Source organism: Nocardia vaccinii NBRC 15922, from assembly GCF_001613305.1.
GTDB lineage: Bacteria > Actinomycetota > Actinomycetes > Mycobacteriales > Mycobacteriaceae > Nocardia > Nocardia vaccinii.
Window position 1 is genome coordinate 51,110 of sequence record NZ_BDCC01000005.1, and the last position, 26,572, is coordinate 77,681.

The following is a 26,572-nucleotide window of genomic DNA, read 5'->3' on the forward strand; positions in this document are numbered from 1 at the left end:
GGCCACCGGCGCGCCAATCCATTCGGCGCATGCGTTGTTGTTGCATCAGCCTATGCGCCAATTCCAGTTCGGAATGGTCGCAAACCCCCGATGCCAGCATTGGATCATCCCCATTTCCTGTGTAATTCACCATTTTTCGCACTCCTCGTGCAGTACCGGATTCGTCGAAGTGACTCAGGCGTCCAGTCGGCCGTGGCCGGACCCGCCGGCCGCCAACGCGTCTCGTCCCAGCCGGGTGATCTCATAACGCCCCCTGCGCGCCCCGGTGACGATAAAATCGCGCTCGAACAGGCTCGACACCGCTTGGCGAACTCGCCACGCGCCGAGACCCGCCGACGCCGCGATCTGACGCTCGGTGAGCATCCCGCCGCAACTCAGCACCCGCAGCACCCGGGCCTGTGCGATCGAGAGATATCCGCGCTGTCGAACCATGCGGACCATCGTGCTTCACCGAACAACGCTGCGACAGTTACGAACACAGATCCGGGACAATTCGTCCATCGGACCAGAATCCGGTCCGATTTCCCGTAGAATAAGGTCCGAATCGGACCGGGTTCTGGTCCGATACGGACCGAGCATTTCGGACCGAGCAGGGGAGGGGGAACTCATGACGAAAGAAGATCAGCCCGGTTCGACACTCCCGCGGCGCCAACTCGGCCGCGCACTTCGGGACGCTCGCGAAGGGGCCGGGTTCACTTTGGAACGTACCGCCCAACTTATGGAGATGGGCAAAACCTCACTCGGCCGAATGGAAAAGGGTCAGAACGACAAGGTCCGATTGAGAGATATCGAGGCACTCGGTGAGCTGTACGGTCTGGCCACCGAACGTGTGGAGGAGCTGAAAGCCCTTGCGCAACAGATGGCTACGAGGTCCTGGTGGCAGGCGTCTCGACACTTGTTGTTCCCGGGGTACAACACGTACCTGGGCTTGGAAGCCGGGGCGTCACGGCTGTCGTTCTACCAACCGCTTATCGTCCCAGGTCTGGTGCAGACTTTGGGTTACGCGAAATCAATCGAGCGGAACTATCTTCCGAATGAAACACCCGATGACGTCCAGCGGCGTGTCGATCTCAGAATCCGCAGGGCTGCGATTCTCACTCGGCACCGCAGTCCGGTCGCAGCAGAGTTCGTCATCCATGAATCTGTCTTCCATACTGTGGTCGGATCACCCGCAGTTATGGCCGCACAGGCGCGACATGTCGCAGATATCGGCACCCGCCCCAATGTCAGTGTGCGCATCCTGCCTTTATCGGCCAGCCTACCCGCTGAAGGCGTAGGTATACCGCCGTACATCATGCTCGAATTCCCGGCCGACATCCGTGGGTTCAAGGCGGAGCCGCCGGTCGTCTATACGGAAGGCGCTATCGGCACAATGTTTTTCGAGGACAGCAACGACGTGAAGCGCTATCGAGAGATCCATGAGGCCATCAAGAGCGCCTCATTGGAGGAAGAACCATCGAGAGATCTGCTCAGGCAGGTAGCGAGGAGACACCAACCGTGACGATCGATCTGACCGATGCACAGTGGTTCAAATCCAGCATGAGCACTGCGAAAGAGGCGTGCGTTGAAGTCACCTGGTTACCCGCCGGACGCGTCGGCGTCCGCGATTCCAAGAACCCCGAAGGCCCAGCACTCATCTTCTCCCCCGACGAGTGGACCGCCTTCACATCGGTAATCCAGCACGACGAATTCGGCTGAGGCCCAAGCGACCCCACATCGCCATCGCCATGGCTCGTGGCGCCGGGCCCCTTACAGAGGTCGGCGATCGGTCGGTGCCGATGTGTCGGTGCTGCCTGGTAGGCAGGTGTGCATGGCCAAGGATCAGATCATGCTCGACGCCGCCACCATCACGGGGCGCGGTCATACGCTCAATCCGTTCATCGTGTTGGAGGGTGCGGCCGCTTTCATAGCGTTCGCCGAGGAGGTCTTCGACGCCCGTGAAGTGGTGGAGGTGCGCACACCGACGCCCACGGGCAGGCTGATTCACGCCGAGCTGCGTGTCGGTGATTCCCTTGTGCTGCTTGCCGACGCGCAGGAAGGTTGGCGTACGCATTCCGGCATGTTCCAGGTCTGGACCTCCGATGTCGAGACGGTGCTGCGGCGCGCCGTGGATCGAGGAGCTGTGGTCGTGACCCCTCCGACTCCGTTCTACGGATCATCGACGCTCGCTCGTATCGAGGACCCATGGGGCAATCTCTGGTGGGTGTACCAGCCCGTTCCAGGGCAACCGGACCCGAGGCCCGTGTGGGACGGTGGCCCGGACACCATCTTCCGCACCATCGACGAGTACATGCGTTCGGCCCGCTGAGCGTAGGTGCGTGGACGTCGCAAGAGCAGCTGTCAGGCGACAACAGAGGGTTTCGAGTTGGCGAGCGTGGCCGATCACGACCTGGGCAGCTTCCTGCTCGATATCTCCCATGGTTCGGCAGATTCGAGCCCTGACTCGGCAAATTCGGTGGCAGCCATCCAGACCCGCAGCCACGATGGCTACATGACGCCACCACCCGGCACCGGCATCGAGACGTTCATCGAGGCGAATCGGCAGAACTGGAACGATCGAACCCGGCTGCACGCACAGTCGGCGTTCTACGATCTCGATGGCTTCCTCGCGGGCGCTGACAGCATCGGAGTCCACGAACAATCCGAAGTCGGGCCGGTGGACCGAAAGCGGCTGTTACACATGCAATGCCATTTCGGCATGGACACCCTCAGCTGGGCGCGACTGGGCGCAACAGTGACCGGTGTCGATATCGCCGACGAAGCCATCGCCCTCGCGCAATCGCTTGCCCGCCAACTGGATCTACCGGCCCGGTTCCTGCGAACCGACATCTACGACCTGCCCGGGATGCTCGACGATTCCTTCGACATCGTCTACGCGACCTACGGAGTGCTGTGCTGGATCCCCGACATCACGCAATGGGCCCGGGTCGCAGCACGATACCTCGACTCCGGCGGCGTGTTCTACCTCGCCGACGGACACCCGCTCGTCGGCATTCTCCACGACGACCGACCCGAAATCGACACTGCAATCAGCTACTTCCACCGTCGGGAACCGTTACGGTCCGAACAGCACGGCTCCTACACCGGAGATACCGACACCCTGAACCATCCCGTCTGCTATGAATGGCAGCACTCCCTCGGCGACATCATCACCGCGATCGTCACCGCCGGGCTGCGCATCGATTTCGTGCACGAGTTCGACTGGGCCACATACCAACGGCTACCCCAGATGCGACAAGGCCCCGACGGCCGCTGGCGGCTACCGGGAAACCCGCTGCCGCTGACCTTCTCGATCCGGGCAACCAAACCCTGACGCGAACTCGTTCAGCATCCGCCGGCATCGACCGCGAATCCACCTCGATCGATACCCGATGCTGCACCGAGCCGATATCCAGCCCTCATCACACTTCACAGCCGGTCACGGTCGTCGCGACCGGGCAGCAAGGATCGGATCTGCAATCTGTACCGGGGCGCAATCATCGAATAAGTTCGGGCCGCTTTCATAACGGCTGCCGGCAGATATCCATGCCGGCGGTCGGCCCCGCTGGCCATGACCGATCACCGCGCCGCGATCACCGGACCGGTGGTCACCCTCGTCCCTCCGCTGGGAGTACCGTTACCGCAGGTAGCGTCCGTGCCGCCGGTCCGCTCCCCGATGCGATGCGATGATCGACGCATGCGTTTCTTCGAGGCCGGCGACTTCACCGCGGACCGCCCGTGGGGAGCCATCGATATCACCGAGATCGACACCGCGACGGTCCGGCTGCACTGGACCGATCAACCATACGAATGGCACGTCAACGACGGTCCGGAGGTCTTCGTCGTACTGGACGGCGCGGTCGACATGTACTACCGCGAGAACGGCGATGAACGAGTCGAGCGCTTGACGCCCGGCCGGATCTGTTACGCCGAAGTCGGTGACGAACACGTCGCGCATCCGGTGCCGGAAGCCCGGATTCTCGTCGTCGAACGTAGGGGGAGCGTCTGATCGGGTAACCGGTCGCTGTGCCTCGGGCCGTTCGCGGCGAGCGGGCGGACCGAACCCGGGCACCGCGCAGTACAAGGCGGCAGGCGCGGCGGGTTGTCAGGCGAGGCCGGTCAAGGCCGGGGCGATTTTGACGTAACCATCTATGCCGGAGGCGAATTCGGTGCCGATCGGTTGCAGGAGGGTGACGTGGTCGGCTCCGGCGGCGAGGTGCTCCCGGACCTTCTCCGCGATCGAATCCGGTGTGCCGTGGGCGACGAGGGCGTCGACCACGCGATCGTCGGCGACGGTGTTTTCCGCTGTGCGATAACCGTATTCGGCTATGGTGTTCCGGAAGGACGGGCGGGCGGACCAGGTGGAGACGACCCGGCGGGCGGCGTCGCGGGATCGGGCGAGATCATCGGCGATCACCACGGACAGGCCCACTACGAGCAGTTTGTCCGGGCCGAGTGTCCGTCTGGCCGCAGCGGTGTGCTCGGGAGGAAGTGCGGCGGGTAGTGCGCCGTCGGCGATCTCTGCGGCCAGGGCGAGCATTTTCGGGCCGTTCGCCGCGAGGATGCGTGGATATGTGGAATCCGGTGCGGGAGGCCAGGTTTCGGCGTTCATGCCGGTGACGTAATCGCGCATCGTGGCCAGTGGGCTGCCGAACGGACGGCCGACGCTCTCGGCCTGCTCGGGATAGCCGACGCCGAGGCCGAGTACGAAACGGTCCGGATACGCCTGGGCGAGGTAGGCCGCCGCACCGTGTGCGGTTTGCGGTGAGCGGGCCCAGATATTGGCCACGCAGGTGCCCACCGTCAGGCGTTCGGTTGCGGCAAGCAGCACGGACAGGTGCGTGAAGGCGTCCTTGCCGATGACCTCATTGGTCCAGACAGCGCGGTAACCGGCCTGCTCGAGGCGACGGCCCGCCTCGCGCTGCGCGGCGGCGGCCGGGGTGCTGGTGAAGGAGACCGGCAGGCATAGGCCCACCGGTCCCAGCGCGCGCCGGGCCGTATCCACGGCAGGGGGGAGTGTCATGGGCGTTCCTCCAGATGAATTCGCGACGGCGGATGTGTTCACTGTGCTGCGAGGCGAGGGGCGCAATCCAATGAATCTTTCGTATCAGGCATTGCGATTCGTGCATCACCGCAGTTGGTGAGCGTTGATGAGCCAGCGGCTCGCACACGCGGGGATACTGTGGGGTGATGACCGACGTCCCGCCCACGGTGGATCTCGACCTGCGGCTGGTGCACTGCTTCACTCTCGTCGCCGCGCACGGGCATTTCGGTCGCGCCGCCGAGGCGCTGCACGTCACGCAGCCATCGCTGAGCCGCCAGATCAACCGGCTCGAAAAGCAGCTCGGTGCGCGGCTGCTGGATCGCGGACCGCAGGGTACCCGGCTCACCGAAGCGGGTGAGGTGTTCCTGCCGCAGGCCAGAGCGTTGCTGCGCACCGCGGGCCGGGTCGTCGCGCAGACCCGCGCCGCCGCCAGTCCCGGCCACGTCACGATCGGCTACACCGGGGACCTGATCATCACCCCGGTGGTGCGCGAGATGCGCCGCCGCCATCCCGACGCCCAGGTGCGCGCACAGCATGTGCAGATCACCGACGTCCCGGCCGCACTGCTCGATCACCGGGTCGACGCACTCGTGACCCGGCTCCCCTTCCCTGTGGAGGGTCTACAGGTCACCATCCTCTACGACGAACCACGCGTCGTCCTCATGCCGATCGATCATCGCTTGGCGCACAAGGACTTTCTCACCCTCGACGACATAGCCGACGAACCCGTCCCGCGCCTGCGCCGATCCGACCCCGCCTGGAGCGCCTACTGGAATATCGACCCCCGCCCCGACGGGCGCCCCGCCCCCGACGGCCCGATCATCGAAGCCCTCGAGGACAAACTCGAGGTGATCGCCGCCGGAGAAGCCATAGCCATCACCGCGGGCGGCCAATTCACCACCCTCCGCCCCGACGTCATCGCGATCCCCCTGCACGGCGTGGACCCCGCCCACGTCGTCCTGGCCACCCGCCGCAACACCCGAAACCGCCTGGTCACCGCTTTCGCCAAATACGCACAGGAGCAGCTCACGGGCTCGACTGCAAACATCCGCGAAGGCACGGAATCCGATCCTGTCGCGGTTACCCCAGACCGGGAACCGACGTTCGATTCCGTGCCGCCACCGATCTGAGCGCACTGGCTCGCCGGCGATCGATCCGGGCCCGAATCCGGGGCCGCCTCCGGCCACCGAGAAGCACGAATACCTATGCGGCCCTAGGCGATTCCGGACACTGACTCCGGGTTGAATTCGTCGCGCCAGCGAATGGCTTCCTCCAGGGTGCTCAGGTCGTAGTCGGGGCCGCCGGCGCCGACGGTGAACAGGGTTGCTCCGGCGGCGACCAGGCTGGGGGCGGCTTCGGCGCCGGGCCAGTTCACCGAGCGTTCGATGGTGCCGGGGTCGGTGCCCACGTCGGCGCAGTGGTCGGCGAGGATCTTCGACTTGCGTTCCAGGACATCGACTTCGGCGAAGGTGTGCCAGATGTCGGCGTATTCGGCCACCAGGCGCAGGGTCTTTCGCTCGCCGCCGCCGCCGATCAGGATCGGGATATCGCGGACCGGCTGCGGGTTGAGTTTGCCCAGGCGCGCGGTCAGGCGTTCCATGTACTCCGCGAGCAACGCCAAACGTGTTCCGGCGGTACCGAATTCGTAGCCGTACTCGTCGTAGTCCTTCTCGAACCAGCCCGCGCCGATGCCCAGGATGAGGCGTCCGCCGGAGATGTGGTCGACGGTGCGGGCCATATCCGCGAGCAGGTCGGGGTTGCGGTAACCGCCGCCGGTGACCAGCGCGCCGAGCTGGACGCGCTCGGTCTGCTCGGCGATCGCGCCGAGCATGGTCCAGCATTCGAAATGGGCGCCGTCGGGGTCGCCGTAGAGCGGGTAGAAGTGATCCCAGTTGAACACGACGTCCACCCCGGCGTCCTCGGCGCGGCGCACGGCATCGCGGATGAGGTTGTACTCGGGCGCGTGCTGCGGCTGTAGTTGGACTCCGATGCGAACCGGTCGGGTCATGAATGCTCTCCTCGGTATGAGCGTTCAGCACTGGGAATGACTCCTCAGAGGCTACCGCCGGGATGTCCGAGATGTCCGTCGAGCACGTACGCCCACAGCGAACCGACGCACGGTATCGACCAGGAACACCCGCTTCGATGTTCGCGGCCCGTCTCGCGCACGGGGCCCGGAAGTGAGCCTTCGAGGGCCGCGAACCGCGGCGGCGGAGCGAAGCGGAGCCAGCGCAAAACAAACACAGTAGGATTTCGTTCTGCGGCTCGCCGCGCCCACCCTCTACTCGGATCGTCCGGCACGTTCCTGCCGGTGAAGGGATGTTTTCTGATGGCCACGGTCACCTTCGACCACGCGACCCGGGTATATCCGGGCGCCGCCAAACCCGCCGTCGACGCACTGGACCTGGAGATCGCCGACGGGGAATTCCTGGTTCTCGTCGGCCCGTCCGGCTGCGGTAAATCGACCTCGCTGCGCATGCTCGCCGGACTCGAGGACGTCGACGGCGGCCGAATCCTGATCGGCGACAACGACGTCACCAATGCCGAACCCAAGCAGCGCGATATCGCGATGGTGTTCCAGAACTACGCGCTCTACCCGCATATGACCGTCGCGGAGAACATGGGCTTCGCGCTGAAGATGGCCAAGGTCGCCAAGGCGGAGAAGGAGCAGCGGGTCCGCGAGGCGGCGAAACTCCTGGACCTGGAACAGTTCCTGGATCGCAAACCGAAAGCGCTGTCCGGTGGTCAGCGCCAGCGCGTCGCGATGGGACGCGCGATCGTGCGGCAGCCGCAGGTGTTCCTGATGGACGAGCCGCTGTCGAACCTGGACGCCAAACTGCGCGTGCAGACCCGCACCCAGATCGCGCAGTTGCAGCGCCGACTGGGCACGACCACCGTGTACGTGACGCATGACCAGGTCGAGGCGATGACCATGGGCGACCGGGTCGCGGTGCTCAAGGACGGTCTGTTGCAGCAGTGCGCGACCCCGCGCGATCTGTACCGCAATCCGGCGAATCTGTTCGTCGCGGGATTCATGGGCTCGCCCGCGATGAATCTGTTCACCCTCCCGCTCACGGACGGGGCCGCGCAGCTGGGCGGTCACGCGCTGCAGGTGCCGCGCACGGTGGCCGATGCCGTGAACGGAGATGTCGTGGTCGGTATCCGGCCCGAGCACTTCGAGTTCACCGAATCGGGCAAGGGCATCGCGATGGAGGTGGACGTGGTCGAGGAGCTCGGCTCGGACGCCTATGTGTACGGGCGGGCGCTGAACGAGAACAGTTCGGGCGCGGAGGAATCCATCGTCGCGCGAGTCGACTGGCGCAACCCGCCGACCAAGGGCGACAAGCTTTCTCTCACAGCGGATCCGGAGAACGTCTACTTCTTCGCGCCCGAAGCGGGTAAGCGGCTCAACTGATTTCGTCCGGCCGGGCTCGCCGCTCGTCGCGGGCCCGGCCGCGCCACCACTCCCGATTCAGGCGAATCCGCAGATTGTCCATGGGAACCTCGTTTCCGGCCGCGCTGCGGATCTCCACCCGGACCGGCTCGCTCGTATCGTTCTCCAACCGCTCGAGCGGCGGGGTCCCGCCCTGCAGATATTGATCGCCCCACTGCCACAGGGCCAGCACGACCGGGATCGCATCACGGCCCATCTCGGTGAGCACATATTCGTTGCGGGTGCGTTTGCCCTCTTCACGGTAGGGCTGTTTGCGCAGCAGGCCCGCGGTGGTGAGCTTGCGCAGGGCCGCGGCCGCGGCCGCGTCGGTGATCCCGACGCGTTCGGCGAATCCGTCGAATCGCGTGGTGCCGTAGAGGGCCTCGCGCAGGATCAGGATCGCGGAACGGGTGCCGATGACGTCCAGCGCCTTGACGACGGAACATCCCTCCGGCTTCCACGAACGCAGATCACGTAACGGGCCTTCCAGTACAGCAGACATGACACACATCATACGACTCTGACTTGTGGTGGGTATTGTCAGCCTCCTACTCTGGCTATAGAACGACTTAGTGAGACCGCATCGTCGCGGTCGGTCGGAAGGAATCGCCATGAGAGACGCAGTGATCGTCGAGGCCGTGCGGACCCCGATCGGCAAGGGCAAGCCGACCGGCGCGCTGCACGGGGTGCATCCGGTGGACCTGCTCGCCCACAGCCTGCGGGAGGTGGTGCGGCGAAGCGGCATCGATCCGGCGCTGATCGACGACGTCATCGGCGGCGTGGTCACCCAGGTCGGCGAACAGTCCGTCAACATCAGCCGGCGCGCCGCGCTGGCCGCGGGATATCCCGAATCGGTGCCCGCGACGACCGTGGACCGGCAGTGCGGAAGCAGTCAGCAGGCCATCCACTTCGCCGCACAAGGGGTGATCTCCGGTGCGTACGACGTCGTGGTGGCGGCCGGTCTGGAATCGATGAGCCGGGTTCCGATGGGGTCGAGCGTGGTCGCAGGCACCGATATCGGCGGGGTCGCCTTCGCCGAGCGCTATCCGGAAGGGCTTGTGCCGCAGGGTATCAGCGCGGAGTTGATCGCGTCGCGGTGGAAGATCGGGCGCACCGCGCTGGACGAGTTCTCGCTCGCGAGTCACGAGAAGGCCGCCGCGGCGACGAAGAGCGGAGCCTTCGAGGCGGAACTGGTTCCGCTGGAGGGTCTGTCGACCGATGAGGGAATTCGGGTCGGCAGCACGCTCGAGACGCTGGGCGCGTTGCGTCCGGCTTTCCACAGTCCCGACTACGCCGCCCGCTTCCCGGAGATCGGCTGGAACATCACCGCCGCCAACGCCAGTCAGATCAACGACGGCAGCGCCGCGGTCCTCATCATGACCAGCGAAAAGGCCGCTCAACTGGGTCTGACCCCGCTGGCCCGGCTGCACAGCTTCGCCGTCGCGGGCGACGATCCGCTGCTGATGCTCACCGCGGTCATCCCGGCGACGCGAAAGGTATTGGAGCGCAGTGGTTTGCAACTCTCCGACATCGACCTGTTCGAAGTCAACGAGGCGTTCGCCGCGGTAGTCCTGGCCTGGGCCGCCGACACCGGCGCCGACCTGAGCCGAGTCAACGTCCACGGCGGCGCGATCGCCCTGGGGCACCCCCTCGGCGCATCGGGAGCACGCCTGGCCACCACCCTCGTACACGCCATGCGCGAACGCGGCGCCCGCTACGGCCTGCAGACCATGTGCGAAGCAGGCGGTTTGGCCAATGCCATGATTTTGGAACGCCTCTGAGCGTCCCCGGCAGAGGGCCGGCAATTCATGACCGCGGCAGATCCATCACCATGCGAATCGGCTGCCCGGTCGTCTGCGCGACGGTGCGGTAGTCCTTGTCGTCGGCGAGGACTACCAAGCCATCCCGCTCTGTCGGCGCGGCAAGGGAACCCACCTGAAGAGAGATTGCAGCAGTTGCTTTTTCCCGATCCTGTCAGCCGTGGACGGCGCCGAGTACCGGAACTCGAGTTCACCACCGGACGCATCGCGATCACCCCGGTAATTCATCCGACCAGGCCGTTCGGGCCTCCCCCGCAGGCATGGTCCACCACCCTGCGGGATTAGGCTGGGCCGGTGGGCCAGAGCAGCGGACGGACAACCGGCGACCTGGGGTCGGTGGCGCATGGATGAGCTGATCGATCCTGAATCCGCGCACGTGTACGCGATTCCGATGCGGAATCGGTTCCGGGGGATCACGGTGCGAGAGGGGATGGTGTTCGAGGGGCCGCTGGGGTGGGGGGAGTTCTGCGCGTTTCCGGAGTACGGGGATCGGGAGGCGGCGGGGTGGCTGGCTACCGCTGTCGAGCAGGTCACCGTGGGGTGGCCGGAGGCGGTGCGGGACCGGATCGCGGTGAATTGCACTGTGCCTGCTGTTGTTCCGGAGCGGGCGTATGCGTTGGTCGCCGGGTCGGGGTGCCGGACGGCGAAGGTGAAGGTGGCCGATCATCCCGATTCACTGGCGGAGGATCTGGAGCGGGTGGCGGCCGTGCGTTCGGCTCTCGGGCCCGAGGGGGCGATCCGGGTGGATGCGAACGCGCTGTGGGATGTCGATACCGCTGTCGAGAATCTCACGCAGATCGGCAGGGCCGCAGGCGGTTTGGAGTATGCCGAGCAGCCGTGCCGGACCATCGAGGAGTTGGCGGAGGTGCGGCGGCAGGTGGATATCCGGATCGCCGCGGACGAATCCATTCGCCGGGCCGAGGATCCGCTGCGGGTCGCGGTGGCCGGGGCCGCGGATATCGCCGTCCTGAAATGCACGCCGCTGGGCGGGGTTCGGCGGGCGTTGCAGGTGGCCGAGGCGGCCGGGTTGCCGTGTGTGGTCTCCTCGGCGCTGGAGACCAGCGTCGGGCTGTCGGCTCAACTCGCACTGGCCGGAGCCCTGCCGAGCCTCGAATTCGCCTGCGGACTCGGCACGGTGAACCTCTTCGAGGGCGATACGGTCGTCGATTCCCTACGCCCGGTCGACGGATACCTACCCGTACCGCGCACCGCACCGACTCCGGACCCCGAACTCCTGCGACGTTTCCGGCATCCCGATCCGGAACGCACCCGTTGGTGGCGAGACCGCCTGGACCGAGTGCAGCGCCTCCTGCCCATCACCTGAGCACCGCTGCTGCACAGTGCGATTACGGCGCCTCGCCCACCGACGCGACCGCGAATCCACCCCAGGCCCGGCGACTTCGGGTGTCTTCGCCGAGGGTCTGCTGATCGGTGAGTGAAAGGCCGCAGGATCGGAGCAGTTCGGCGAGGCGGTCGCGGGAGGGCGGCGTGCTGTCGACGCCGAATTTCAACTCCTCGCCCGCGGCGCTGGTGGCGGCTCGGCCGTAACGCCAGTACAGCGAGGAGGATTCGAACGGTTCGCTGGTGAAATAGTCGAATGCGACGACGCTTCCGGCGGCCGTCGAAGCGATCTTGCGCAGGGTGTCCTCGACGGCGGCCCGGTCGAGGTACATGATCACGCCCTCCCAGAGGAACAGCGTCCGCTCGCCCGGATCGAATCCCGCGGCGGTCAGGCAGTCGAGCCAGTCCTCCTGCTCGAAGTCGGCGGGCACGAAAGTCACTCTGCTGGAATCTATTCCGGCCTTCTCCAGTGCCTTGCGCTTGACGGTCTGGGTCGGCAGGGTATCGACCTCGAAGACACGGACCCGAGAATCGTCCGCAAGTCCGTAGGCGCGGGTGTCGAAACCCGCGCCGAGAATGACGAACTGCGTGACATCGGGCAGATATCGGTCCAGGGCCGCGTCGAAGAACCCGATCCGCGCCGACGCCTCGTACTGCGGGGAAACCTTGCCCTCGTAGGGGTAGCGGAACGCCCGCGGCACGTACCCGGTCAGCCGATGCGCCAGGAATACCGGAGCGGTTGTCAGGAACAGCGCCGGGCCCGGAACGCCGGGCAGTGCCCGCAGCAGCCGGTCGGCCGCCTCGTCCGGCCTGGTCCCGAAGTTGTGCTCGGAGTACCGGGCGCTCAGCGGCCCCTGTGCGGTCCCCGATACCCCGGACCGGCCCGAGGTGAGCGTCCCGCTGATCCACACGATGTAGCCGATCAGGACCAGCGGAGACATCACCGTGCACAGAACGTAGAAAGCCACACGTGACACGAGCTTGCGCATACGCCTCCCTCGATTCATCGTCGACGCCGAGACTACAACCGACGGCCCGGTGCGGGACATGCACCGAGGCTGGGACATCCGCGGCGAGGTCATCAGGCGCGCGAGTAGTCGAATTGCGCGCGGCAGGCCGATAATCAGCGCCATCCGGATTTCCAGCGGTATGCCGGCGGCCGATCAGCCGATCCGCACGCCACACCCGAGTAGCGAGGTGCGCAACACGAGAGCCGCCTCCGGCCCGATCACACCATCGACCAGTTCGATGTATCGGGTACAGAATTCGGGCCCGTGCGCAGCCCGGTCCTCCCCCGGTTCGCCGAGATGGTGCGCGATCTCGTGCAGAATCACCAATTCCCGCAGTGCCCAGGCACTTCCACTCGCGTGCAGCGGAACCGCGAGCACCGCCGTCTCGACCTCGTAATGCGCGGCCCCCGCACCCGCCCGCGCCCGGACCGTCACCGCCGCGCCCGCACGACCCCAGCCCGCGCGAACCCAATTCAACGCCAGCACCCGGTCCACGTAACTCTGCACCGATTCCACCGACGCGAACCGTCGCTCCACCGGCAACGTGATCTGCGACCCGTACAATTCCACGGTCCGCCCGCCACCCTCGTCGGCTCGATCGAACATCCGCCGCACCAGCCCCTCGGCGTCGTACACCCGCGCCCGCTGGCTGTCCCGGGTACTCATGCCCCGACTCCGGCGCGACTCACCTCGGACACCGGACCTCCCGCCGTTCTCACCGACCTACGACACCTGCACGACATCGACACAGTTGTGCCGCGCCCCGTCACGGTTACGGAACAGGCCGTAGCTACGCATCGAGTTGTCCACGCGCCGCACCGAGTTCGGGCGACGAACCCAACCGGGCGGCCCGGCCCGCACGGTCACCGGCACGCCGGGCCCCGGGGGAGTACCCGGCGGACTCCTGCGGGCCGCGCCAGGTGCCGCGCGCCTCGGAGGTGCGGGTGTAGAAGCCGGCCAGTTCGAGTTCCTTGTCGCGCAGGGCGATCGCGGTGCCCGGAGCCGCGGTGGGCTCGGCCCGCACCTGGGCCTCCACGTCGGCCTTCACCGCGGCCAGGCGGCGGCCGACACGCGCGGCGAAGGCCATCTGGAAATTCAGCCGGGCCGTCACGGCCGCGACGGGGGCCCGCACTTGGCGCTGCACCTTGCGGCCGTAGCGCTTCTCGACGACGACCTTCTCCACCGTCGCGGACCGGTACTGCCCGGACTTGATGTACAGATCCGACGCACGCACCATCTGCACCAGCAGGCTCGCGTACAGCGCCTCGCACGAGGCGATATCGGAATCGAATCCGTACGCGTAAACCTGCGTCGAAGTACGGGTCACATCGCAGCGCACATCATTGGCGGCGGCGATCGCGACGAACAGCTGCACATAGGTGCGCAGCCCGCGCTTACCCGGCTCACCGATCGCGATGATCCGCTGCACCGGCGTCGCCCGCCGCTCGCGGCCCGTCACATGCGCACGCGCCACCGTTAGATCGATGGACGAGCGGGTCGCCAGGCGCTGCGCCGCGGCGAGGAACGCTTCGGCCTCGTGCTCGTTATCGGTCGACTCCGCTTGACGCAGCAGTCCGCCGATACGCGTGAGCAACTTGTCCTGAGTTGGCTGAGTCGACATCGCGACCCAGAATATAGAGAACCGACCGACACGACAGGCCGCAGACAATGTATCTTGCCTTGTGCAACCGGCTGAGTGTGCCGGCGCTCACGGCTCCGCGTCGCCGCCGCTCGGCTCCACCGTGCGCGCCAAGGCAGCTGCGGCTCGTCTCGACCCTGGAGTATCGATGGCATTGAACAAGGTGAGGTCACGACGCTCGTCCCGGACCTCCCGCGCCGCTCTGGCCGCCGCCTCGGCGGCACTGCTCACCGCGACTCTCGCGAGTGGGTGTTCGAGCAACAGCGGCACCAACCCGACCACACAAGACCTCGGCGGGCGCGGCCCGATCACCTATGTCGAGGGTAAGGACACCTCGGAAACCGGTGCGGTCAAACAGCTCATCGATCGCTGGAACGCCGCGCACCCGACCGAGAAGGTCACCTTCAAGGAACAGTCCAACGACGCCTCCCAGCAGCACGACGACATGGCCCAGCACCTGCAGGCCAAGCAGTCGGATTACGACGTGATGGCCCTCGACGTCACCTGGACCGCGGAATTCGCGGCCAAGGGCTGGATCCAGCCGCTGAAGGACTCCTTCGCGCTGGACACCTCCACCCTGCTCTCGCCGACGGTCGCCAGCGCCACCTACAAGGGCAACCTGTACGCCGCGCCGCTGAACACCAACGGCGGCCTGCTGTACTACCGCAAGGATCTGGTACCCAACCCGCCGAAGACGTGGACCGAGATGCTCGGTGACTGCAACGTTGCCAAGGAGCACAACGTCGGTTGCTACGCAGGGCAGTTCGCGCCCTACGAGGGGCTGACGGTGAACACCGCCGAGGTGATCAACGCCTACGGCGGCACCTTCGTCGGGCCGGACGGCAAGACCCCCACCATCGACAGCCCGCAGGCCCGCGCGGGTCTGCAGGTGCTGACCGACGCGTACCAGAAGGGCGATATCCCCAAGGAGGCCATCTCCTTCGAGGAGCCCGAGAGCCAGAACGCCTTCGCCCAGGGCAAATTGCTGTTCCTGCGCACCTGGCCGAACTTCTACGGTGTGGCACAGGCCGATTCGTCCGTGGTCAAGGGTGAGGTCGGCGTCGCCGCACTGCCCGGCAAGGACGGGATCGGCGCCTCCACGCTCGGTGGTTACAACGCCGCCATCAGCGCGTACTCCAAGCACAAGGCCACCGCCCTGGACTTCCTCCGCTTCCTGATCAGCGAGGACGCCCAGCACATCGTGGCCGAGGGCGCGTACCCGCCGGTGCGGTCCTCGCTGTACGACGACCCGGCGCTGATCGCGAAGTTCCCGTACCTGCCCACGCTGAAGGATTCGATCGCCAGCGCCGTGCCGCGGCCGGTCACCCCGTTCTATCCGGCGGTGTCCAAGGCCATCCAGGACAACGCCTATGCTGCGATCACCGGACGGAAAACGGTCGACGCCGCGATCACCGGTATGCAGAAGGGGATCCAGGCCGCCGGTTCCTGACCGCGAGAGCGCCTGTGCCGAGCCGAGTCCCGTAGGAGAGAAGAACGGTGTCAGATCCTTCGGGAACGCCGGAGTACACGCGTGTGGACGAGTCCGCGAGCGAACCGTCGCCCCAGCCCGACACACCGATCGGTAACCGGAAGTCGCTGGTCGCTCGCGGATTGAACACGCTGCCCGGATCGGGGCGCGCCTGGTTGTTCGTGGCTCCGGTGCTGCTGGCCTTGGCCGTGGTCATCGGGTATCCGGTGGTACGCGCGGTGATCATGTCCTTCCAGAAGGACTCCGGGCTCGATCCGGCGACGGGCATGTTCGTCAACGGCGGCAGCGCCGGATTCAGCAATTACACGCACTGGCTGCTGCAGCAGTGCACCCTGCCCGCCGGTGGCACCGAGGCCTGCCCGACCGGCAATCTCGGCTCGCAGTTCTGGGCCGCGATCCTGGTGACCGTGCTGTTCACCATCATCACGGTGACGCTCGAGGCGGTCATCGGGCTGGGTATGGCGACGGTGATGGGCAAGACGTTCAAGGGGCGGGCGCTGCTGCGTGCGGCGGTGCTCATCCCGTGGGCGATCCCGACCGCGGTCACCGCACGGCTGTGGGAATTCATGTTCCAGTACGACGGCGTGGTGAATCGCGTTCTCGGAACGCACATTCTGTGGCAGACCGATCCCTGGTGGTCGCGCCTGGCGGTGATCATCGCCGACGTGTGGAAGACGACGCCGTTCATGGCGTTGCTGATTCTGGCCGGGCTGCAGGTGATTCCGGCCGACGTGTACGAGGCCGCGCGAGTGGACGGCGCGTCGGCGTGGCAGCGGTTCACCCACATCACCCTGCCGCTGCTCAAACCCGCACTGCTGGTGGCGGTTCTGTTCCGCACGATGGACGCGCTGCGACTCTACGACCTGCCGGCGATCATGACACAGGGCAACGCCAACACCCGGACCATCTCGATCCTGGTCGTCGACCAGGTGCGCCAGGGGGCCAACAGCGCATCGGCGCTGTCGGTGATCACCTTCCTGCTGATCTTCGCGGTCGCATTCGTGCTGGTGAAGGTGCTGGGCGCGAATGCGGTTGCGACACAGGAAGAACAGCGGAGGGCGCACTGATGAGCGACACCGGATTCGCCGATGCCGTCACCGCGCCGGAAACCACCGGGGCGGTTACGGCGCGAACGCCGTTGAGCAGGCGATTGCGTTCCGCAAGTACGTATGTCGGCGCACTGATCATCCTGGTGTGGGGTCTGGGACCGTTCTACTGGATGGCCGTCACCGCCTTCCGCGACCCGAGCTACACGTTCGACAACACTCCGTGGCCGACGCATCTGACGACGACGAACTTCGAGAACGCGTTCGACACCGATCGCGGCAACAACTTCGGCCGGGCGCTGACCAACAGCGTCGTCATCGGCGCGGCCACCACGGTGATCGCCCTGCTGATCGGCATGATGGCCGCATATGCGCTGGCCCGCATCACCTTCCGCGGTAAGACGCTGGTCGCCGGGCTGGTGCTGAGCGCATCGATGTTCCCGGTGGTCGTCCTGGTGACGCCGCTCTTCCAGCTGTTCACCGATATCGGCTGGCTCGGGCACTACCAGGCGATGATCATCCCGAACATCTCCTTCGTCCTGCCGATGACCGTGTACGTGCTTGCCTCGTTCTTCGCCGAACTACCATGGGAACTCGAGGAGGCCGCGCGGATCGACGGCGCATCGCGTCTCCAGGCGTTCCGCCTGGTGATGCTGCCCCTGGCCGCACCCGCGGTATTCACCACCGCGATCCTGGCCTTCATCGCCGCGGTGAACGAATACTTGCTGTCCAGCCTGCTGTCCTCCGACGCGACCGAACCGGTCACCGTCGCGATCGCCCGCTTCTCCGGCAACGACCCCCTGGTCCAGCCGTACACGGCGATCATGGCCGCGGGCGTCATCGTCACGGTCCCCCTGGTCATCATGGTCCTGCTCTTCCAGCGCCGCATCATCTCCGGCCTCACCGCGGGCGGCGTGAAGAGCTGAGCGAAACCTGTTGAGCAGCAAGCGATAGTGGGCCCGGTCGAGCCGGGAGCCGGTGCGGAGGCAGCCGCCGTCGCGCGAAAGATCACCGAGCAGCTCACCCGAGAGCTGACTCGCGGTACGTCCGAGACCGGTGAGCGGTGGCACGATCTGGCGAGCCGGAGCCGAGAGTCCGCCGGAAGTCTGGTCCGCGGCGATCATCCGGGCGTGATACCTGTCGATTCGGGCGGCCGCGCGCTGATTCGCGATGATCAGGTGGTCGGGGCGCGCACGGACGCCGCCTACACGTCCTGGCTGCAGGAACTACAGGACCGAGGCGCGGATACCGACCGGGCGATGACGGATCTGGGGATGCTCTGGGACTATCTGCGTCACGATCCCAAATGGGCGTTGGACCCCGAACGAGACTATGGCGGCATCATCTTCTTCGGCAGCCGTGACATCGGCGGGTCGACGGTGATCGCGAACCTGTTCCGCGACCACAACCTCGGCGACGTACCGGTCGTATTCTCCGGATACCGGGGCGAGGCGGCCAAGTTCCGGCTGGCCGCGCGGAAGGTCAACCTGGGTCCGCACCGGATCATCGAGGAGCCCTTGGCCGAGAACACCGGTCAGAATGCCCGGTACTCGGTCCGCATGCTCGAACAGAAAGGACGCGACGTCAGGTCGGTGATCGGGGTCTGCACGCCGTTCCACTCCCGCCGGGTGTGGGGCACCTTGATGAAACAGTGTCCCCAGGTCGAGCACGTCGCCATACCGTCTGCCGACATCTCGCTGGAGAACTACATGAAGTACGGGAACCGCCCCGATGCCACGACGGCCCCGCACCCGAAGTCGATCGTCGCGGTCACCATGGGCGAGATCAAACGTCTCGACGAGTACCCCGCCGAAGGACACATCATCCGCGAAGACATCCCGGACAGTGTGCGCGGAGCGTACGACAGGCTCGGCGAGACGTTTCGCCCGACCGAGCGGCGGTCCTGACCGGCACACACCCCGCGCGCTCTCGGCAATTCCGCTGACTCCGCGAGCCGGTCCGCCCGGCCGGCCTCGGAGCGGTGGATTCGGCGATTGTCCTTCCGCGGAAGGCGATCGGGCTCCTCACCATCGAACTCGCCCGGACGATTTCAGCGGTGGTGGATGGATTCCACGGTGAACAGGTGTGGGTCGAAGTGGTCGGCTACGGCTGCGGCTTCCTTCATGTGGGCCTGGGCCGGGGGGTCGGAGAACATTCCGCGGTAGGCGTCGGCGGATTGCCACTGGGCGTAGTTGACCACTCGGGTGCCGTCGTCGCTCGCATGGATGTTGGCGGATACGAAACCCGGGATGTGCTGCATCACCTCGTCGGTGGCGCGGGTCAACAGATCGACCAGGGTGCGCTGCCGGTCGGGCCGGACGGTGAAGACGTTGATCAAGGTGGTGAGCTGGGCGTCGGTCGCGATGGTGGTGGTGTCGGGCATGACGATATCTCCTTGATGTCAGGATCCTTACACAAGCCATTATGTGTAAGGTTCCTGTCATGAGTCAAGAGGGTGTGGACCAGCGGATCGGGTATCTGATCAAACAGGCGCAGCAGACGTTCCACCGCGCATGTGAGGAACGCCTGCGGCCGCTGGGTCTGACCATGTCCCAGTACGCGGTTCTGCGCGCGCTGGCCGACGTCCCCGGCGCTCCGGCCGCCGAACTCGCCCGCCGCACCTTCGTGACCCGCCAATCACTGCGCGACGTCCTCAGCGGACTCCGGAAGGCGGGCCTGGTCACCGTCGCGGAGCAGCCCGCCACCGGCCGCTCCCGCCCCGTCACGCTCACCGAACTCGGCCGCTCCCAACTGGATCGAGCCGACGCCATCGTGATGGATATCGACGGCCGCATGACCGGCGACCTGCCCCCCGCGGATCTCCGCCGGCTGGCCGCGCTCCTGACGACCTGTATCGAAAATCTCGCCTGACGAACCGAACCGCGCGGTCGCGTCACGCGACCTGGTCCGCCGCGGCTGCGCGCCAGGCGGGTCACGGCCCGCGCACCGGTTCGCAGTCCGCCCGTGGAGACCTGCCGGCGCCGCCCCCGTGCCGCCTGAATCCCGGACCGGCTCTTAGTCTGGTATGCGAGTGGTTTCGTGCGGTTGTTCGATCACCTTGTTCTTGTAGTCCGAGGAGTTGATCGTGAGCTCGATCCGTATGCGGTGGCGAGGCCGGCGCGAGACCGCGCCTTATCCCTCGCTCGCGGGGTGGAATGAGCTTCCGGGACGGGTTCGGCGGCAGCGTGCGGCTCCGGGGCTGCGGCCGCAGCGGCGGAGCAGGCCGGAGGAGAGCGAACCGGGGCACGAGCGACCCCGGCGGACTCGGGGGCAGCGGATTCGGCGGCTGGTGCTGGCGTTGTTCCTGATCTTCTTCGTGATTCCGGCGTTGTTGCTGGTGTTGGCTTATTGGAGTGCGGAGGTGCCCGCGCCGGATGCGGTGCAGTCCAATCAGATCGCCACCATCACCGCCGACGACGACACGACCGTACTGGCGAGAATCGTTCCGCCGGAAGGCAACCGGACGCCGGTGCCGCTGACGCAGGTGCCGGTTCCGGTGCGCGATGCGGTGCTGTCGGCGGAAGATCGGAACTTCTACACCAATCCCGGATATTCGACCTCGGCGTTCCTACGCGCGGCGCGGGACAACCTGCTCGGGCACGATGACGCCGGCGGTGGGTCCACGATCACCCAGCAGTACGTCAAGAACGCCTTCCTGAGCTCCGAGCGCACCATGTCCCGCAAGGTCCGCGAGCTGATCATCTCGGCCAAGATGGCACGGCAGTGGAGTAAGGACGACATCCTCGCCGCCTATCTGAACACCATCTACTACGGACGCGGCGCGTACGGGATCGCGGCCGCGGCGCGCGCGTACTTCGCCAAACCGGTGCCGGAGCTGACCCCGGCGGAAGGGGCCGTGCTGGCTTCGGTGATCCGCACGCCGTCGCTGCTGGACCCGGAAACGCATCTGCCGCAGCTGCGGGCCCGCTGGAACTATGTGCTCGACGGCATGGTGAGTATGGGCAAGTTGCGCGCGAAAGACCGTGCGGCGATCCAGTTTCCGCAGATCGCGCCGGTCAGCGCCTTCACCGACGAGGCCGCGCACAATGCGAACGGGCTCATCCGCACCCAGGTCCTGACCGAATTACGCAATGCCGGAATCAGTCAGCAGGAAATCGACACCGGCGCATTGCACATCACCACCACCATCGACCCGCGCGCCCAGCAAGCCGCCCTCGACGCAGTGCACAACACGTTGAGCTCGCAGCCCGGGCAACTGCGCAGCGCGGTGGTGTCGGTCGACCCGCGTTCGGGCGCGTTGCGCGCCTACTACGGCGGGGACGACGGGGTCGGCTTCGATTTCGCGCAGGCGCCGCTGCAGACCGGGTCGTCGTTCAAGACCTTCGCGGTGCTGGCCGCACTGCAACAGGGGATTCCGCTGTCGTACCGGCTCGACAGCGCACCGGTGACGGTGAACGGCGTTCCGGTCACGAATGTGGAGGGCGAATCCTGCGGGACCTGTTCGCTGGCCGAGGCGTTCAAGCGGTCGCTGAACACCAGCTTCTACCGGCTCGCCGAGACGGTCGGTCCGCAGGCGATCGCCGACGCGGCGCATCAGGCCGGAATTCCGGAGCAGATTCCGGGGGTCGCGGGCCGCACACTCAGCGAGAACGGCGGGCCGCCCGCCCCGGCGATCGTGCTCGGCGTGTATTCGGTGCGTCCGCTGGATATGGCCGTGGCGTACGCGACCGTCGCGGATTCCGGGATGTACCACACGCCGTTCATCGTGCAGCGCGTCGTCGCGGGGGACGGCCGGGTGCTGTTGGATCGCGGCGTTCCCGGCAAGGATCAACTTCCGGCACAGCAACGGATTTCGCCGCAGATCGCCGATACGACGATCTCGGCGATGCTGCCGATCGCGGCGTACTCCAACGGCCACGCCCTCGCGGGTCGCCCCGCGGCCGCCAAGACCGGCACCACTCAGCTCGGCGACACGGGAGCCAACAAGGACGCCTGGATGGTCGGCTTCACCCCGTCGCTGTCGACGGCGGTATGGGTCGGCACGGCCGGATCCGAGGCCATCCGAACCTCCGGCGGCGCACCGATCTACGGCGCGGGCCTGCCCTCGGATATCTGGAAGAGAACCATGGACGGCGCCCTCGGCGGCACACCGGCCGAACGCTTCCCCGCCGCCCACACCGAAATCCAGGGCCCGTTCATCGCCACGCCTCCGTCCACCGAGCAGTCCCGCGGGCCGTTCGACATCCTCGCCCCGCCGGCCACCACCACACCCCGCCGCCACACGCCGGTCCCCGCACCCGCTCCGGTCCCGGTTCCCGCACCCCCTCCGCCGCCCCCGCCTCGCCAGGTCGAGATCTTCCCCGGACTGCACGTCCCGGTCCCGGGCTGATCGCGGACATCGCCCCACTCCGTCGAGACTGCCCGGTTTGCACGAACCGTCCCGAGGCGCCACAACGGCCTTTGGTCTCACGGATCGCTACCGGGTCGAGACCATCTCCGGCCGCCATGTCGGTGTCCCCGGCTAAGCTCGGGGAACGGAGCAAGCATCGGCAACACTGCCGTGGACCGGCCCATTGCGGGCCAGTCGTGCAACACGCATAGGATCACCTAGAGCAGGGACAGAACACCCCCAGGTCACCCGTTTTCCGTCTACCCCGAGATACACCACCCCGGCTGGGGCCCGCCCCGGTCCTGGACCGACCGGAGCGCCAGGAGCGACGCGGGAGAGCGGAGAGCGGGAAGGACCGGGGTCAATAGGGCCAGCCCCGCCGCAGCGGAGCGGAGGCCGAAATACAGCACTAGACATAGGGGCGACACCGGTGGATTTCAAAATCGTCGAGCGCCACGAGACGCTGGTGGCGGGCACGGTCCTGCGCAGCCCGGCGCTGGCGGTCGAAGGCCCGCGCCGACTGAAGGTCGAGGAGGCCTGGCGGCACAACCTCAAACGCGATCTGCCGGGCCCTCCGGCAAGCGCGTACATCGATCACGCACCGGAGATCGGCTCATATCTGACGCATATCGTCGGTTATCGCTGCCAGAGCCTCGACGATCTGTTACCCGGTGATGTGCTGGCGCGCGTGCCGGGCGGCCGGTTCGCGCGATTCGTCCGCAGTGGGGATGATCTGGGCGACACCATCGTGTCGGTGTGGCGGGCGGTCTGGGATCTCGAGACCGCGGGCGCGCTGGTACGCGCCTATACCGGCGATTTCGAGCACTATCCGGATCGGCGCACGGTCGAGGTGTTCGTTGCGCTGGCCGACGACGTCACTGGCGAGAAGTAGGGCGCGAATATGGATTTCGAGATAGTCACCCTCGGTGAGAGCCTCGTCGGCGGGCTCACCGTTCCGCTGGCCGGTCGCGAGGTGGCCGCCCGCGACCTGGACCTGGTCAACTTCACCTGGGACAGATACCTGTCGCGGGAGAAGAACGCCCAGCGCGTAGCGGCCTACGTCGGCCAGAACGACCACGCGGTCGCGGTCCTCGGCTACGAACTCGCCGCTCTGGATCAGCTCGACACCGGCGATGTCCTCACCCGCATCCCGGCCGGTCGCTACGCCAAGTTCGTAGTGTCCGACAAACCGTACGATCTCCTGCGCACCGCCTGGGCGAAGGTTGCCAAGGCCGAGGCCGCGGGCACCATCACCCGCTCGCACAGCGCGGAGATCGAGCGCTACACGGGTCCGGCCTCGGTGGAGGTCTTCGTCTCCCTGGACTGAGCTGGATTTCCGGCCCCCGTTCGCTGCGGCGGGGCAGGGCCCTGTCAACCCCTGCCCTTCCCTCCCTCCGCTCCCCCGCTTCCCTCCTCCGCTCCGGTCAATCCAGGACCGGGGCGGGCCCCGGCCTCGGAGTGGGCGTTATGCGGGGTCGGCGCAACGCATGTGATTCAGGGGTCCTGCCCCCAGAGTCGGCAGCCTCGGTGATATGTGTTCGCGGCGGCGACGAGGGCGGCACGGTCGGCGACGACGATCCGGCCACGGCGTAGTTCGTGGAACATGGGTTGTTCGGGTCCTGCCGCTGAGGTGGGCGGCACACAGGCGGTTCAGGGGCGCCCGGTGCCTCCGGGGTCGGCAGCCTCAGTGATATGTGTTCGCGGCGGCGACGAGAGCGGCACGGTCGGTGACGACGATCCGGCCGCGGCGTAGTTCGACGACGCCGCGATCCTCGAGTTCGCGCAGGATCTTGTTGGCGGTGACGCGGGTGGTGCCGGCCATGGAAGCCAGATCATCCTGGGTGAGACGGATTTCGGCGATCGGGGCGGGGCCGCCGTAGATGCGGGCGAGGTTGACCAGACGGCGGACCACGCGGGCCTCGACCGGCAGGTACAGCGCCTCGAGCACCATTCCGGAGAGGCGGCGGACCTGCTCGACGAGAGTGTCGGTGAGCATGCGCTCGACTCCCGGATACGTCGCGCGCAATGCGGTCAGCTGGGCGCGGCTGAGGCTGAGGGTTTCGGCGATCTCGGCGGCCTCCACGGTGGCGGTCCGTCTGGCCTCGGGGCTCAGCAGGGCCAGTTCGCCGAAGGCGTCGCCGGGGCCGATGACGGACAGCGTGGCGGTGTAGCCCAGCGGGGTGGCCACGCGGATCAGCAGCAGCCCGCTCTTGACCAGATGCAATGTGTCGCCGGGATCGCCTTCGTGACACAGGATTTCGCGGCGTTTGAACCGCCGGGGCGTGCACGAGGCGAGCAGCTGACGTCGTTCGCCCTCCGCCAGACCGCGCAACAGCGCGAATTCGGTCATCGCAGGCCCTCCAGGACGTAGCAGGTGACCGGCTCGCGCCGGCCCTTGACGGTGATTCCGCCCAGCGTCCGCACCACGGCCCGCGAACCGAGCTGCGCATATGTCGTGGAGCCGATCACCACCGTGCCGGGTTCGGCCACCCCCTCCAGCCGCGCCGCGAGATTGGTGGTGTCACCGATCGCGGTGTAGTTGCGCATCTGCTCCGCACCGACATTGCCCACGAGTGCGGGCCCGGAGTTGACCCCGACCCGGAACCGCGGCCAGTCCGGGCGTCCCGCGGCGATCCGCCCGACGACGTACTGCAACCCCAGCCCGGCGCGCGCCGCACGCAACGCGTGATCGGGCTGCGGGGCGGGCGCGTTGAACACCGCCATCACCGCATCGCCGACGAACTGCACCACCGTCCCGCCCTCGCCCAGGATGACCGGCACGATCGCACCGTAATAGGTGTTCAGCATCTGCACCACCGCCGCCGGATCGGTGTTCTCAGCGAACGGCGTGAATCCGGACAGGTCCGCCATGAGCACACTGACCTCCGCGATCCGGCCGCCGAGATCGGCCTGCGCGGGATCGGCCAGCAGTTCGGTCGCCACCGCCGGGGACATGTAGGACCGGAACAGCTCGTCGAGCTGCCCGTACAGTCGCGCGTTCTGCGCCAATACGGCGAATTGCCGTTCGGTGAGCCCGAATCGGCGCGAGAGCTGCACCCCGACCGGTCCCAGCGGCGCCTGCGCGGGCACTCCGCTCGCGGCCCGCTCGCGCAGAATGCCGACCATCTCGGTGAGCGCCCGAGCGTAGTCGCGTTCGAGCGAGGCCATGGTCTGCCGCAACGTCACGCTGTCGAACAGGCCCAGCGCCGAACCCTCCCGGCGGAACTGCAGATGAGTGCTGACCGCGATCAGCGCGAACGCCACCACCATCAGCACATGCCATTCCCACCACGAGGTCCGCCAGCTGCGCCCGAACCCGACCGCGAGCAGCGCCTCGATCAGCAGTACGAAGGTGGTGCAGATGGTCAGCAGCAGCAACGCGCGCCGCCGGACGAACCGCCACGCGTACGCGATCGCCGCGCCCAGGTAGCACAGCGCGCCCACCGCCGCGATGCCCACCAGCGGGCCGGAAGATTCGGTGGGACTGGGCGTTCCGTTCAAGGGCGGCAGGCGGGTCAGCGAGATCGCGGACCAGACAACGAAACTCAGCGCCGGAAGCGCGGACAGCAACCAGGACAGTCGATTCAGCCGCGCGACCGCCTCCGGCCCGTATTCGACCGCCGAGGCCAGTGCGGCGATCCCGCCGAGGGTCAGCCCGATCGGCACCGCGTACACGAAACCGGCATTGGGCGAGTTCAGGATGACCCCGGGCGTGGCGATCGCGTGCAGCGCGAGGAATCCGGCGGAGAACTGGAACGTCAGCGAGACCAGGATCAACCGGACGTCACGACGCGCGCGGGCGGCGCGAAACAGGATGGTGCCCAACCCCGTTGCGAGCACCGCCGCGGCCAGCACCAGCCAGAAATGCTGCACATGGTGTTCGTAGTGGGCGTCGAGCATCGGATCGGCGACGAGCAGCCACAGCCCCAGCGCGGGCAGCGACACCGCCGTCACCCAGGTGAGGGCTCTCACTTCGAACACTCGTCGAACCTACCCACCGATCGCACCCACGGCATCCCGCCGTGGATACGGCACAGTGCCCCGGCAGCACTGCTGCCGGGGCACTCCACCTCCGAGCGATCTCGCCGCTCAGCGGCCGCGGAACCAGTCGAAGTCGTAACCGTGGTTGTGGTCACGAAAGTTCCGCCAGTCGCGGTCGTGGCTGCCGTGCCAGACGTAGCGATCGCAGAAGTTGTAGTAGTGCCAGTTGAACTGGCCGTTCCACGCGCAGTAGGAATCACCCCACCAGGTGTGCGCCGGTTCGGCGACAGTGGGTGTGGCAGAAGCGATTCCGGCTCCGGCGCCGGCGAGGACGGCGGTGGTCGCGGCGATGGTGGCGATCCGGCGGATCTTGCTGATCATGTTGTGCTCCAAGTTGTTTCGCTCTGGTTGGCAAGGTGATACCCATCCTGCCGACCGGC

Annotated in this window: 28 protein-coding genes and 1 pseudogene; 17 read left to right on the plus strand and 12 right to left on the minus strand. The window is 66.8% G+C overall.

The window, feature by feature from the left end; genetic code table 11:
• Positions 1-174: 174 nt before the first annotated feature.
• A complete protein-coding gene (locus tag NV1_RS01210; protein ID WP_157116395.1) occupies positions 175-432 on the minus strand; it encodes a hypothetical protein in 258 nt (85 codons plus the stop codon).
• 175 nt (positions 433-607) lie between these two features.
• Between NV1_RS01210 and NV1_RS01215 the strand changes: the two genes are divergently transcribed.
• The 5 genes from NV1_RS01215 (at position 608) to NV1_RS01235 (ending at position 3,988) form a co-directional block, all read left to right on the plus strand.
• A complete protein-coding gene (locus tag NV1_RS01215; protein ID WP_067884565.1) occupies positions 608-1,501 on the plus strand; it encodes a helix-turn-helix domain-containing protein in 894 nt (297 codons plus the stop codon).
• A complete protein-coding gene (locus NV1_RS01220) occupies positions 1,498-1,698 on the plus strand; it encodes a DUF397 domain-containing protein (RefSeq protein WP_067884567.1) in 201 nt (66 codons plus the stop codon). The genes NV1_RS01215 and NV1_RS01220 overlap by 4 nt, the downstream gene beginning before the upstream one ends.
• A gap of 112 nt (positions 1,699-1,810) precedes the next feature.
• Positions 1,811-2,308, plus strand: a complete 498-nt coding sequence (locus NV1_RS01225) for a VOC family protein (RefSeq protein ID WP_067884568.1) — start codon at positions 1,811-1,813, stop codon at positions 2,306-2,308.
• A 66-nt stretch (positions 2,309-2,374) separates the two neighbouring features.
• Positions 2,375-3,313, plus strand: coding sequence for a class I SAM-dependent methyltransferase (locus NV1_RS01230; protein ID WP_218026897.1), 939 nt, complete (start codon positions 2,375-2,377; stop codon positions 3,311-3,313).
• A 363-nt stretch (positions 3,314-3,676) separates the two neighbouring features.
• Complete coding sequence (locus NV1_RS01235; protein WP_067885024.1) at positions 3,677-3,988, plus strand: cupin; 312 nt, start codon at positions 3,677-3,679, stop codon at positions 3,986-3,988.
• A gap of 96 nt (positions 3,989-4,084) precedes the next feature.
• Here NV1_RS01235 and NV1_RS01240 read toward each other — a convergent pair whose 3' ends face one another.
• Positions 4,085-5,002, minus strand: a complete 918-nt coding sequence (locus NV1_RS01240) for a TIGR03620 family F420-dependent LLM class oxidoreductase (protein ID WP_067884571.1) — start codon at positions 5,000-5,002, stop codon at positions 4,085-4,087.
• A gap of 167 nt (positions 5,003-5,169) precedes the next feature.
• Here NV1_RS01240 and NV1_RS01245 point away from each other — a divergent pair.
• Positions 5,170-6,057: pseudogene (locus NV1_RS01245) on the plus strand (LysR family transcriptional regulator); the annotation flags it as partial.
• Between the two features lie 179 nt (positions 6,058-6,236).
• Here the strand turns inward: NV1_RS01245 and NV1_RS01250 are convergent.
• Positions 6,237-7,031, minus strand: coding sequence for an LLM class F420-dependent oxidoreductase (locus NV1_RS01250; protein WP_067884575.1), 795 nt, complete (start codon positions 7,029-7,031; stop codon positions 6,237-6,239).
• A 321-nt stretch (positions 7,032-7,352) separates the two neighbouring features.
• Here NV1_RS01250 and NV1_RS01255 point away from each other — a divergent pair, with 321 nt between their 5' ends.
• Positions 7,353-8,438, plus strand: a complete 1,086-nt coding sequence (locus tag NV1_RS01255; protein WP_067884577.1) for an ABC transporter ATP-binding protein — start codon at positions 7,353-7,355, stop codon at positions 8,436-8,438.
• Here NV1_RS01255 and NV1_RS01260 read toward each other — a convergent pair.
• Entirely contained in the window at positions 8,431-8,958 is a 528-nt protein-coding gene (locus tag NV1_RS01260; RefSeq protein WP_067884579.1) for a winged helix-turn-helix transcriptional regulator, read from the minus strand. The genes NV1_RS01255 and NV1_RS01260 overlap by 8 nt on opposite strands.
• Positions 8,959-9,067: 109 nt before the next feature.
• Between NV1_RS01260 and NV1_RS01265 the strand changes: the two genes are divergently transcribed.
• Positions 9,068-10,237: a thiolase family protein gene (locus NV1_RS01265; RefSeq protein ID WP_067884581.1), complete on the plus strand. Its 1,170-nt coding sequence runs from the start codon at positions 9,068-9,070 to the stop codon at positions 10,235-10,237.
• 25 nt (positions 10,238-10,262) lie between these two features.
• Here NV1_RS01265 and NV1_RS46285 read toward each other — a convergent pair whose 3' ends face one another.
• Positions 10,263-10,391: a PIN domain-containing protein gene (locus NV1_RS46285; RefSeq protein ID WP_281181768.1), complete on the minus strand. Its 129-nt coding sequence runs from the start codon at positions 10,389-10,391 to the stop codon at positions 10,263-10,265.
• Positions 10,392-10,619: 228 nt separating this feature from the next.
• Between NV1_RS46285 and NV1_RS01270 the strand changes: the two genes are divergently transcribed.
• Positions 10,620-11,600, plus strand: coding sequence for an o-succinylbenzoate synthase (locus NV1_RS01270; protein WP_067884583.1), 981 nt, complete (start codon positions 10,620-10,622; stop codon positions 11,598-11,600).
• Positions 11,601-11,622: 22 nt separating this feature from the next.
• Here NV1_RS01270 and NV1_RS01275 read toward each other — a convergent pair whose 3' ends face one another.
• From NV1_RS01275 to NV1_RS01285, 3 genes are all read right to left on the minus strand, one after another.
• The gene (locus NV1_RS01275; RefSeq protein WP_067884585.1) at positions 11,623-12,606 is read right to left on the minus strand and encodes a class I SAM-dependent methyltransferase; all 984 of its coding nucleotides are present in this window, start codon (positions 12,604-12,606) and stop codon (positions 11,623-11,625) included.
• Positions 12,607-12,780: 174 nt separating this feature from the next.
• On the minus strand, positions 12,781-13,293 hold the full coding sequence (locus tag NV1_RS01280; protein ID WP_067884587.1) for a TIGR04338 family metallohydrolase: 513 nt from the start codon (positions 13,291-13,293) through the stop codon (positions 12,781-12,783).
• A gap of 124 nt (positions 13,294-13,417) precedes the next feature.
• On the minus strand, positions 13,418-14,248 hold the full coding sequence (locus NV1_RS01285) for a DUF2786 domain-containing protein (protein ID WP_067884589.1): 831 nt from the start codon (positions 14,246-14,248) through the stop codon (positions 13,418-13,420).
• 166 nt (positions 14,249-14,414) lie between these two features.
• Between NV1_RS01285 and NV1_RS01290 the strand changes: the two genes are divergently transcribed.
• From NV1_RS01290 to NV1_RS01305, 4 genes are all read left to right on the plus strand, one after another.
• Positions 14,415-15,716 (plus strand): ABC transporter substrate-binding protein, encoded by a 1,302-nt coding sequence (locus NV1_RS01290; RefSeq protein WP_067884591.1) that lies wholly within the window; start codon positions 14,415-14,417, stop codon positions 15,714-15,716.
• Positions 15,717-15,844: 128 nt separating this feature from the next.
• Positions 15,845-16,822, plus strand: coding sequence for a carbohydrate ABC transporter permease (locus NV1_RS01295; RefSeq protein WP_373864573.1), 978 nt, complete (start codon positions 15,845-15,847; stop codon positions 16,820-16,822).
• On the plus strand, positions 16,822-17,727 hold the full coding sequence (locus NV1_RS01300) for a carbohydrate ABC transporter permease (RefSeq protein ID WP_169813269.1): 906 nt from the start codon (positions 16,822-16,824) through the stop codon (positions 17,725-17,727). The genes NV1_RS01295 and NV1_RS01300 overlap by 1 nt, the downstream gene beginning before the upstream one ends.
• 27 nt (positions 17,728-17,754) lie before the next feature.
• On the plus strand, positions 17,755-18,708 hold the full coding sequence (locus NV1_RS01305) for a YdcF family protein (protein ID WP_067884593.1): 954 nt from the start codon (positions 17,755-17,757) through the stop codon (positions 18,706-18,708).
• A gap of 143 nt (positions 18,709-18,851) precedes the next feature.
• Here NV1_RS01305 and NV1_RS01310 read toward each other — a convergent pair whose 3' ends face one another.
• A complete protein-coding gene (locus NV1_RS01310; protein WP_067884594.1) occupies positions 18,852-19,184 on the minus strand; it encodes an antibiotic biosynthesis monooxygenase family protein in 333 nt (110 codons plus the stop codon).
• A 59-nt stretch (positions 19,185-19,243) separates the two neighbouring features.
• On the opposite strand from NV1_RS01310, the gene NV1_RS01315 reads away from it, so the two are divergent.
• The 4 genes from NV1_RS01315 (at position 19,244) to NV1_RS01330 (ending at position 23,478) form a co-directional block, all read left to right on the plus strand.
• The gene (locus tag NV1_RS01315) at positions 19,244-19,672 is read left to right on the plus strand and encodes a MarR family winged helix-turn-helix transcriptional regulator (protein ID WP_067884596.1); all 429 of its coding nucleotides are present in this window, start codon (positions 19,244-19,246) and stop codon (positions 19,670-19,672) included.
• A gap of 229 nt (positions 19,673-19,901) precedes the next feature.
• A complete protein-coding gene (locus tag NV1_RS01320; protein WP_084524993.1) occupies positions 19,902-22,151 on the plus strand; it encodes a transglycosylase domain-containing protein in 2,250 nt (749 codons plus the stop codon).
• A 430-nt stretch (positions 22,152-22,581) separates the two neighbouring features.
• Positions 22,582-23,043 (plus strand): GyrI-like domain-containing protein, encoded by a 462-nt coding sequence (locus tag NV1_RS01325; RefSeq protein WP_067884600.1) that lies wholly within the window; start codon positions 22,582-22,584, stop codon positions 23,041-23,043.
• A 9-nt stretch (positions 23,044-23,052) separates the two neighbouring features.
• The gene (locus NV1_RS01330) at positions 23,053-23,478 is read left to right on the plus strand and encodes a GyrI-like domain-containing protein (protein ID WP_067884602.1); all 426 of its coding nucleotides are present in this window, start codon (positions 23,053-23,055) and stop codon (positions 23,476-23,478) included.
• A 357-nt stretch (positions 23,479-23,835) separates the two neighbouring features.
• Here NV1_RS01330 and NV1_RS01335 read toward each other — a convergent pair whose 3' ends face one another.
• The 3 genes from NV1_RS01335 to NV1_RS01345 form a co-directional block, all read right to left on the minus strand.
• Complete coding sequence (locus NV1_RS01335) at positions 23,836-24,501, minus strand: Crp/Fnr family transcriptional regulator (RefSeq protein WP_067884604.1); 666 nt, start codon at positions 24,499-24,501, stop codon at positions 23,836-23,838.
• Positions 24,498-26,132: an adenylate/guanylate cyclase domain-containing protein gene (locus tag NV1_RS01340; RefSeq protein ID WP_067884606.1), complete on the minus strand. Its 1,635-nt coding sequence runs from the start codon at positions 26,130-26,132 to the stop codon at positions 24,498-24,500. The genes NV1_RS01335 and NV1_RS01340 overlap by 4 nt, the downstream gene beginning before the upstream one ends.
• A 108-nt stretch (positions 26,133-26,240) precedes the next feature.
• Positions 26,241-26,513, minus strand: a complete 273-nt coding sequence (locus NV1_RS01345) for a hypothetical protein (protein ID WP_067884607.1) — start codon at positions 26,511-26,513, stop codon at positions 26,241-26,243.
• Positions 26,514-26,572 lie beyond the last annotated feature (59 nt).

What these genes read in the sequence shown, in the direction of transcription:
- NV1_RS01215 (WP_067884565.1), top strand. Translation starts at nt 608, where the DNA reads ATGACGAAAGAAGATCAGCCCGGTTCGACACTCCCGCGGCGCCAACTC.
- NV1_RS01240 (WP_067884571.1), bottom strand. Translation starts at nt 5,002, where the DNA reads ATGACACTCCCCCCTGCCGTGGATACGGCCCGGCGCGCGCTGGGACCG.
- NV1_RS01210 (WP_157116395.1), bottom strand. Translation starts at nt 432, where the DNA reads ATGGTTCGACAGCGCGGATATCTCTCGATCGCACAGGCCCGGGTGCTG.
- NV1_RS01250 (WP_067884575.1), bottom strand. Translation starts at nt 7,031, where the DNA reads ATGACCCGACCGGTTCGCATCGGAGTCCAACTACAGCCGCAGCACGCG.
- NV1_RS01300 (WP_169813269.1), top strand. Translation starts at nt 16,822, where the DNA reads ATGAGCGACACCGGATTCGCCGATGCCGTCACCGCGCCGGAAACCACC.
- NV1_RS01270 (WP_067884583.1), top strand. Translation starts at nt 10,620, where the DNA reads ATGGATGAGCTGATCGATCCTGAATCCGCGCACGTGTACGCGATTCCG.
- NV1_RS01265 (WP_067884581.1), top strand. Translation starts at nt 9,068, where the DNA reads ATGAGAGACGCAGTGATCGTCGAGGCCGTGCGGACCCCGATCGGCAAG.
- NV1_RS01335 (WP_067884604.1), bottom strand. Translation starts at nt 24,501, where the DNA reads ATGACCGAATTCGCGCTGTTGCGCGGTCTGGCGGAGGGCGAACGACGT.
- NV1_RS01320 (WP_084524993.1), top strand. Translation starts at nt 19,902, where the DNA reads ATGCGGTGGCGAGGCCGGCGCGAGACCGCGCCTTATCCCTCGCTCGCG.
- NV1_RS01310 (WP_067884594.1), bottom strand. Translation starts at nt 19,184, where the DNA reads ATGCCCGACACCACCACCATCGCGACCGACGCCCAGCTCACCACCTTG.
- NV1_RS01255 (WP_067884577.1), top strand. Translation starts at nt 7,353, where the DNA reads ATGGCCACGGTCACCTTCGACCACGCGACCCGGGTATATCCGGGCGCC.
- NV1_RS01345 (WP_067884607.1), bottom strand. Translation starts at nt 26,513, where the DNA reads ATGATCAGCAAGATCCGCCGGATCGCCACCATCGCCGCGACCACCGCC.
- NV1_RS01330 (WP_067884602.1), top strand. Translation starts at nt 23,053, where the DNA reads ATGGATTTCGAGATAGTCACCCTCGGTGAGAGCCTCGTCGGCGGGCTC.
- NV1_RS01285 (WP_067884589.1), bottom strand. Translation starts at nt 14,248, where the DNA reads ATGTCGACTCAGCCAACTCAGGACAAGTTGCTCACGCGTATCGGCGGA.
- NV1_RS01315 (WP_067884596.1), top strand. Translation starts at nt 19,244, where the DNA reads ATGAGTCAAGAGGGTGTGGACCAGCGGATCGGGTATCTGATCAAACAG.
- NV1_RS01275 (WP_067884585.1), bottom strand. Translation starts at nt 12,606, where the DNA reads ATGCGCAAGCTCGTGTCACGTGTGGCTTTCTACGTTCTGTGCACGGTG.
- NV1_RS01260 (WP_067884579.1), bottom strand. Translation starts at nt 8,958, where the DNA reads ATGTCTGCTGTACTGGAAGGCCCGTTACGTGATCTGCGTTCGTGGAAG.
- NV1_RS01290 (WP_067884591.1), top strand. Translation starts at nt 14,415, where the DNA reads ATGGCATTGAACAAGGTGAGGTCACGACGCTCGTCCCGGACCTCCCGC.
- NV1_RS01225 (WP_067884568.1), top strand. Translation starts at nt 1,811, where the DNA reads ATGGCCAAGGATCAGATCATGCTCGACGCCGCCACCATCACGGGGCGC.
- NV1_RS01235 (WP_067885024.1), top strand. Translation starts at nt 3,677, where the DNA reads ATGCGTTTCTTCGAGGCCGGCGACTTCACCGCGGACCGCCCGTGGGGA.
- NV1_RS01280 (WP_067884587.1), bottom strand. Translation starts at nt 13,293, where the DNA reads ATGAGTACCCGGGACAGCCAGCGGGCGCGGGTGTACGACGCCGAGGGG.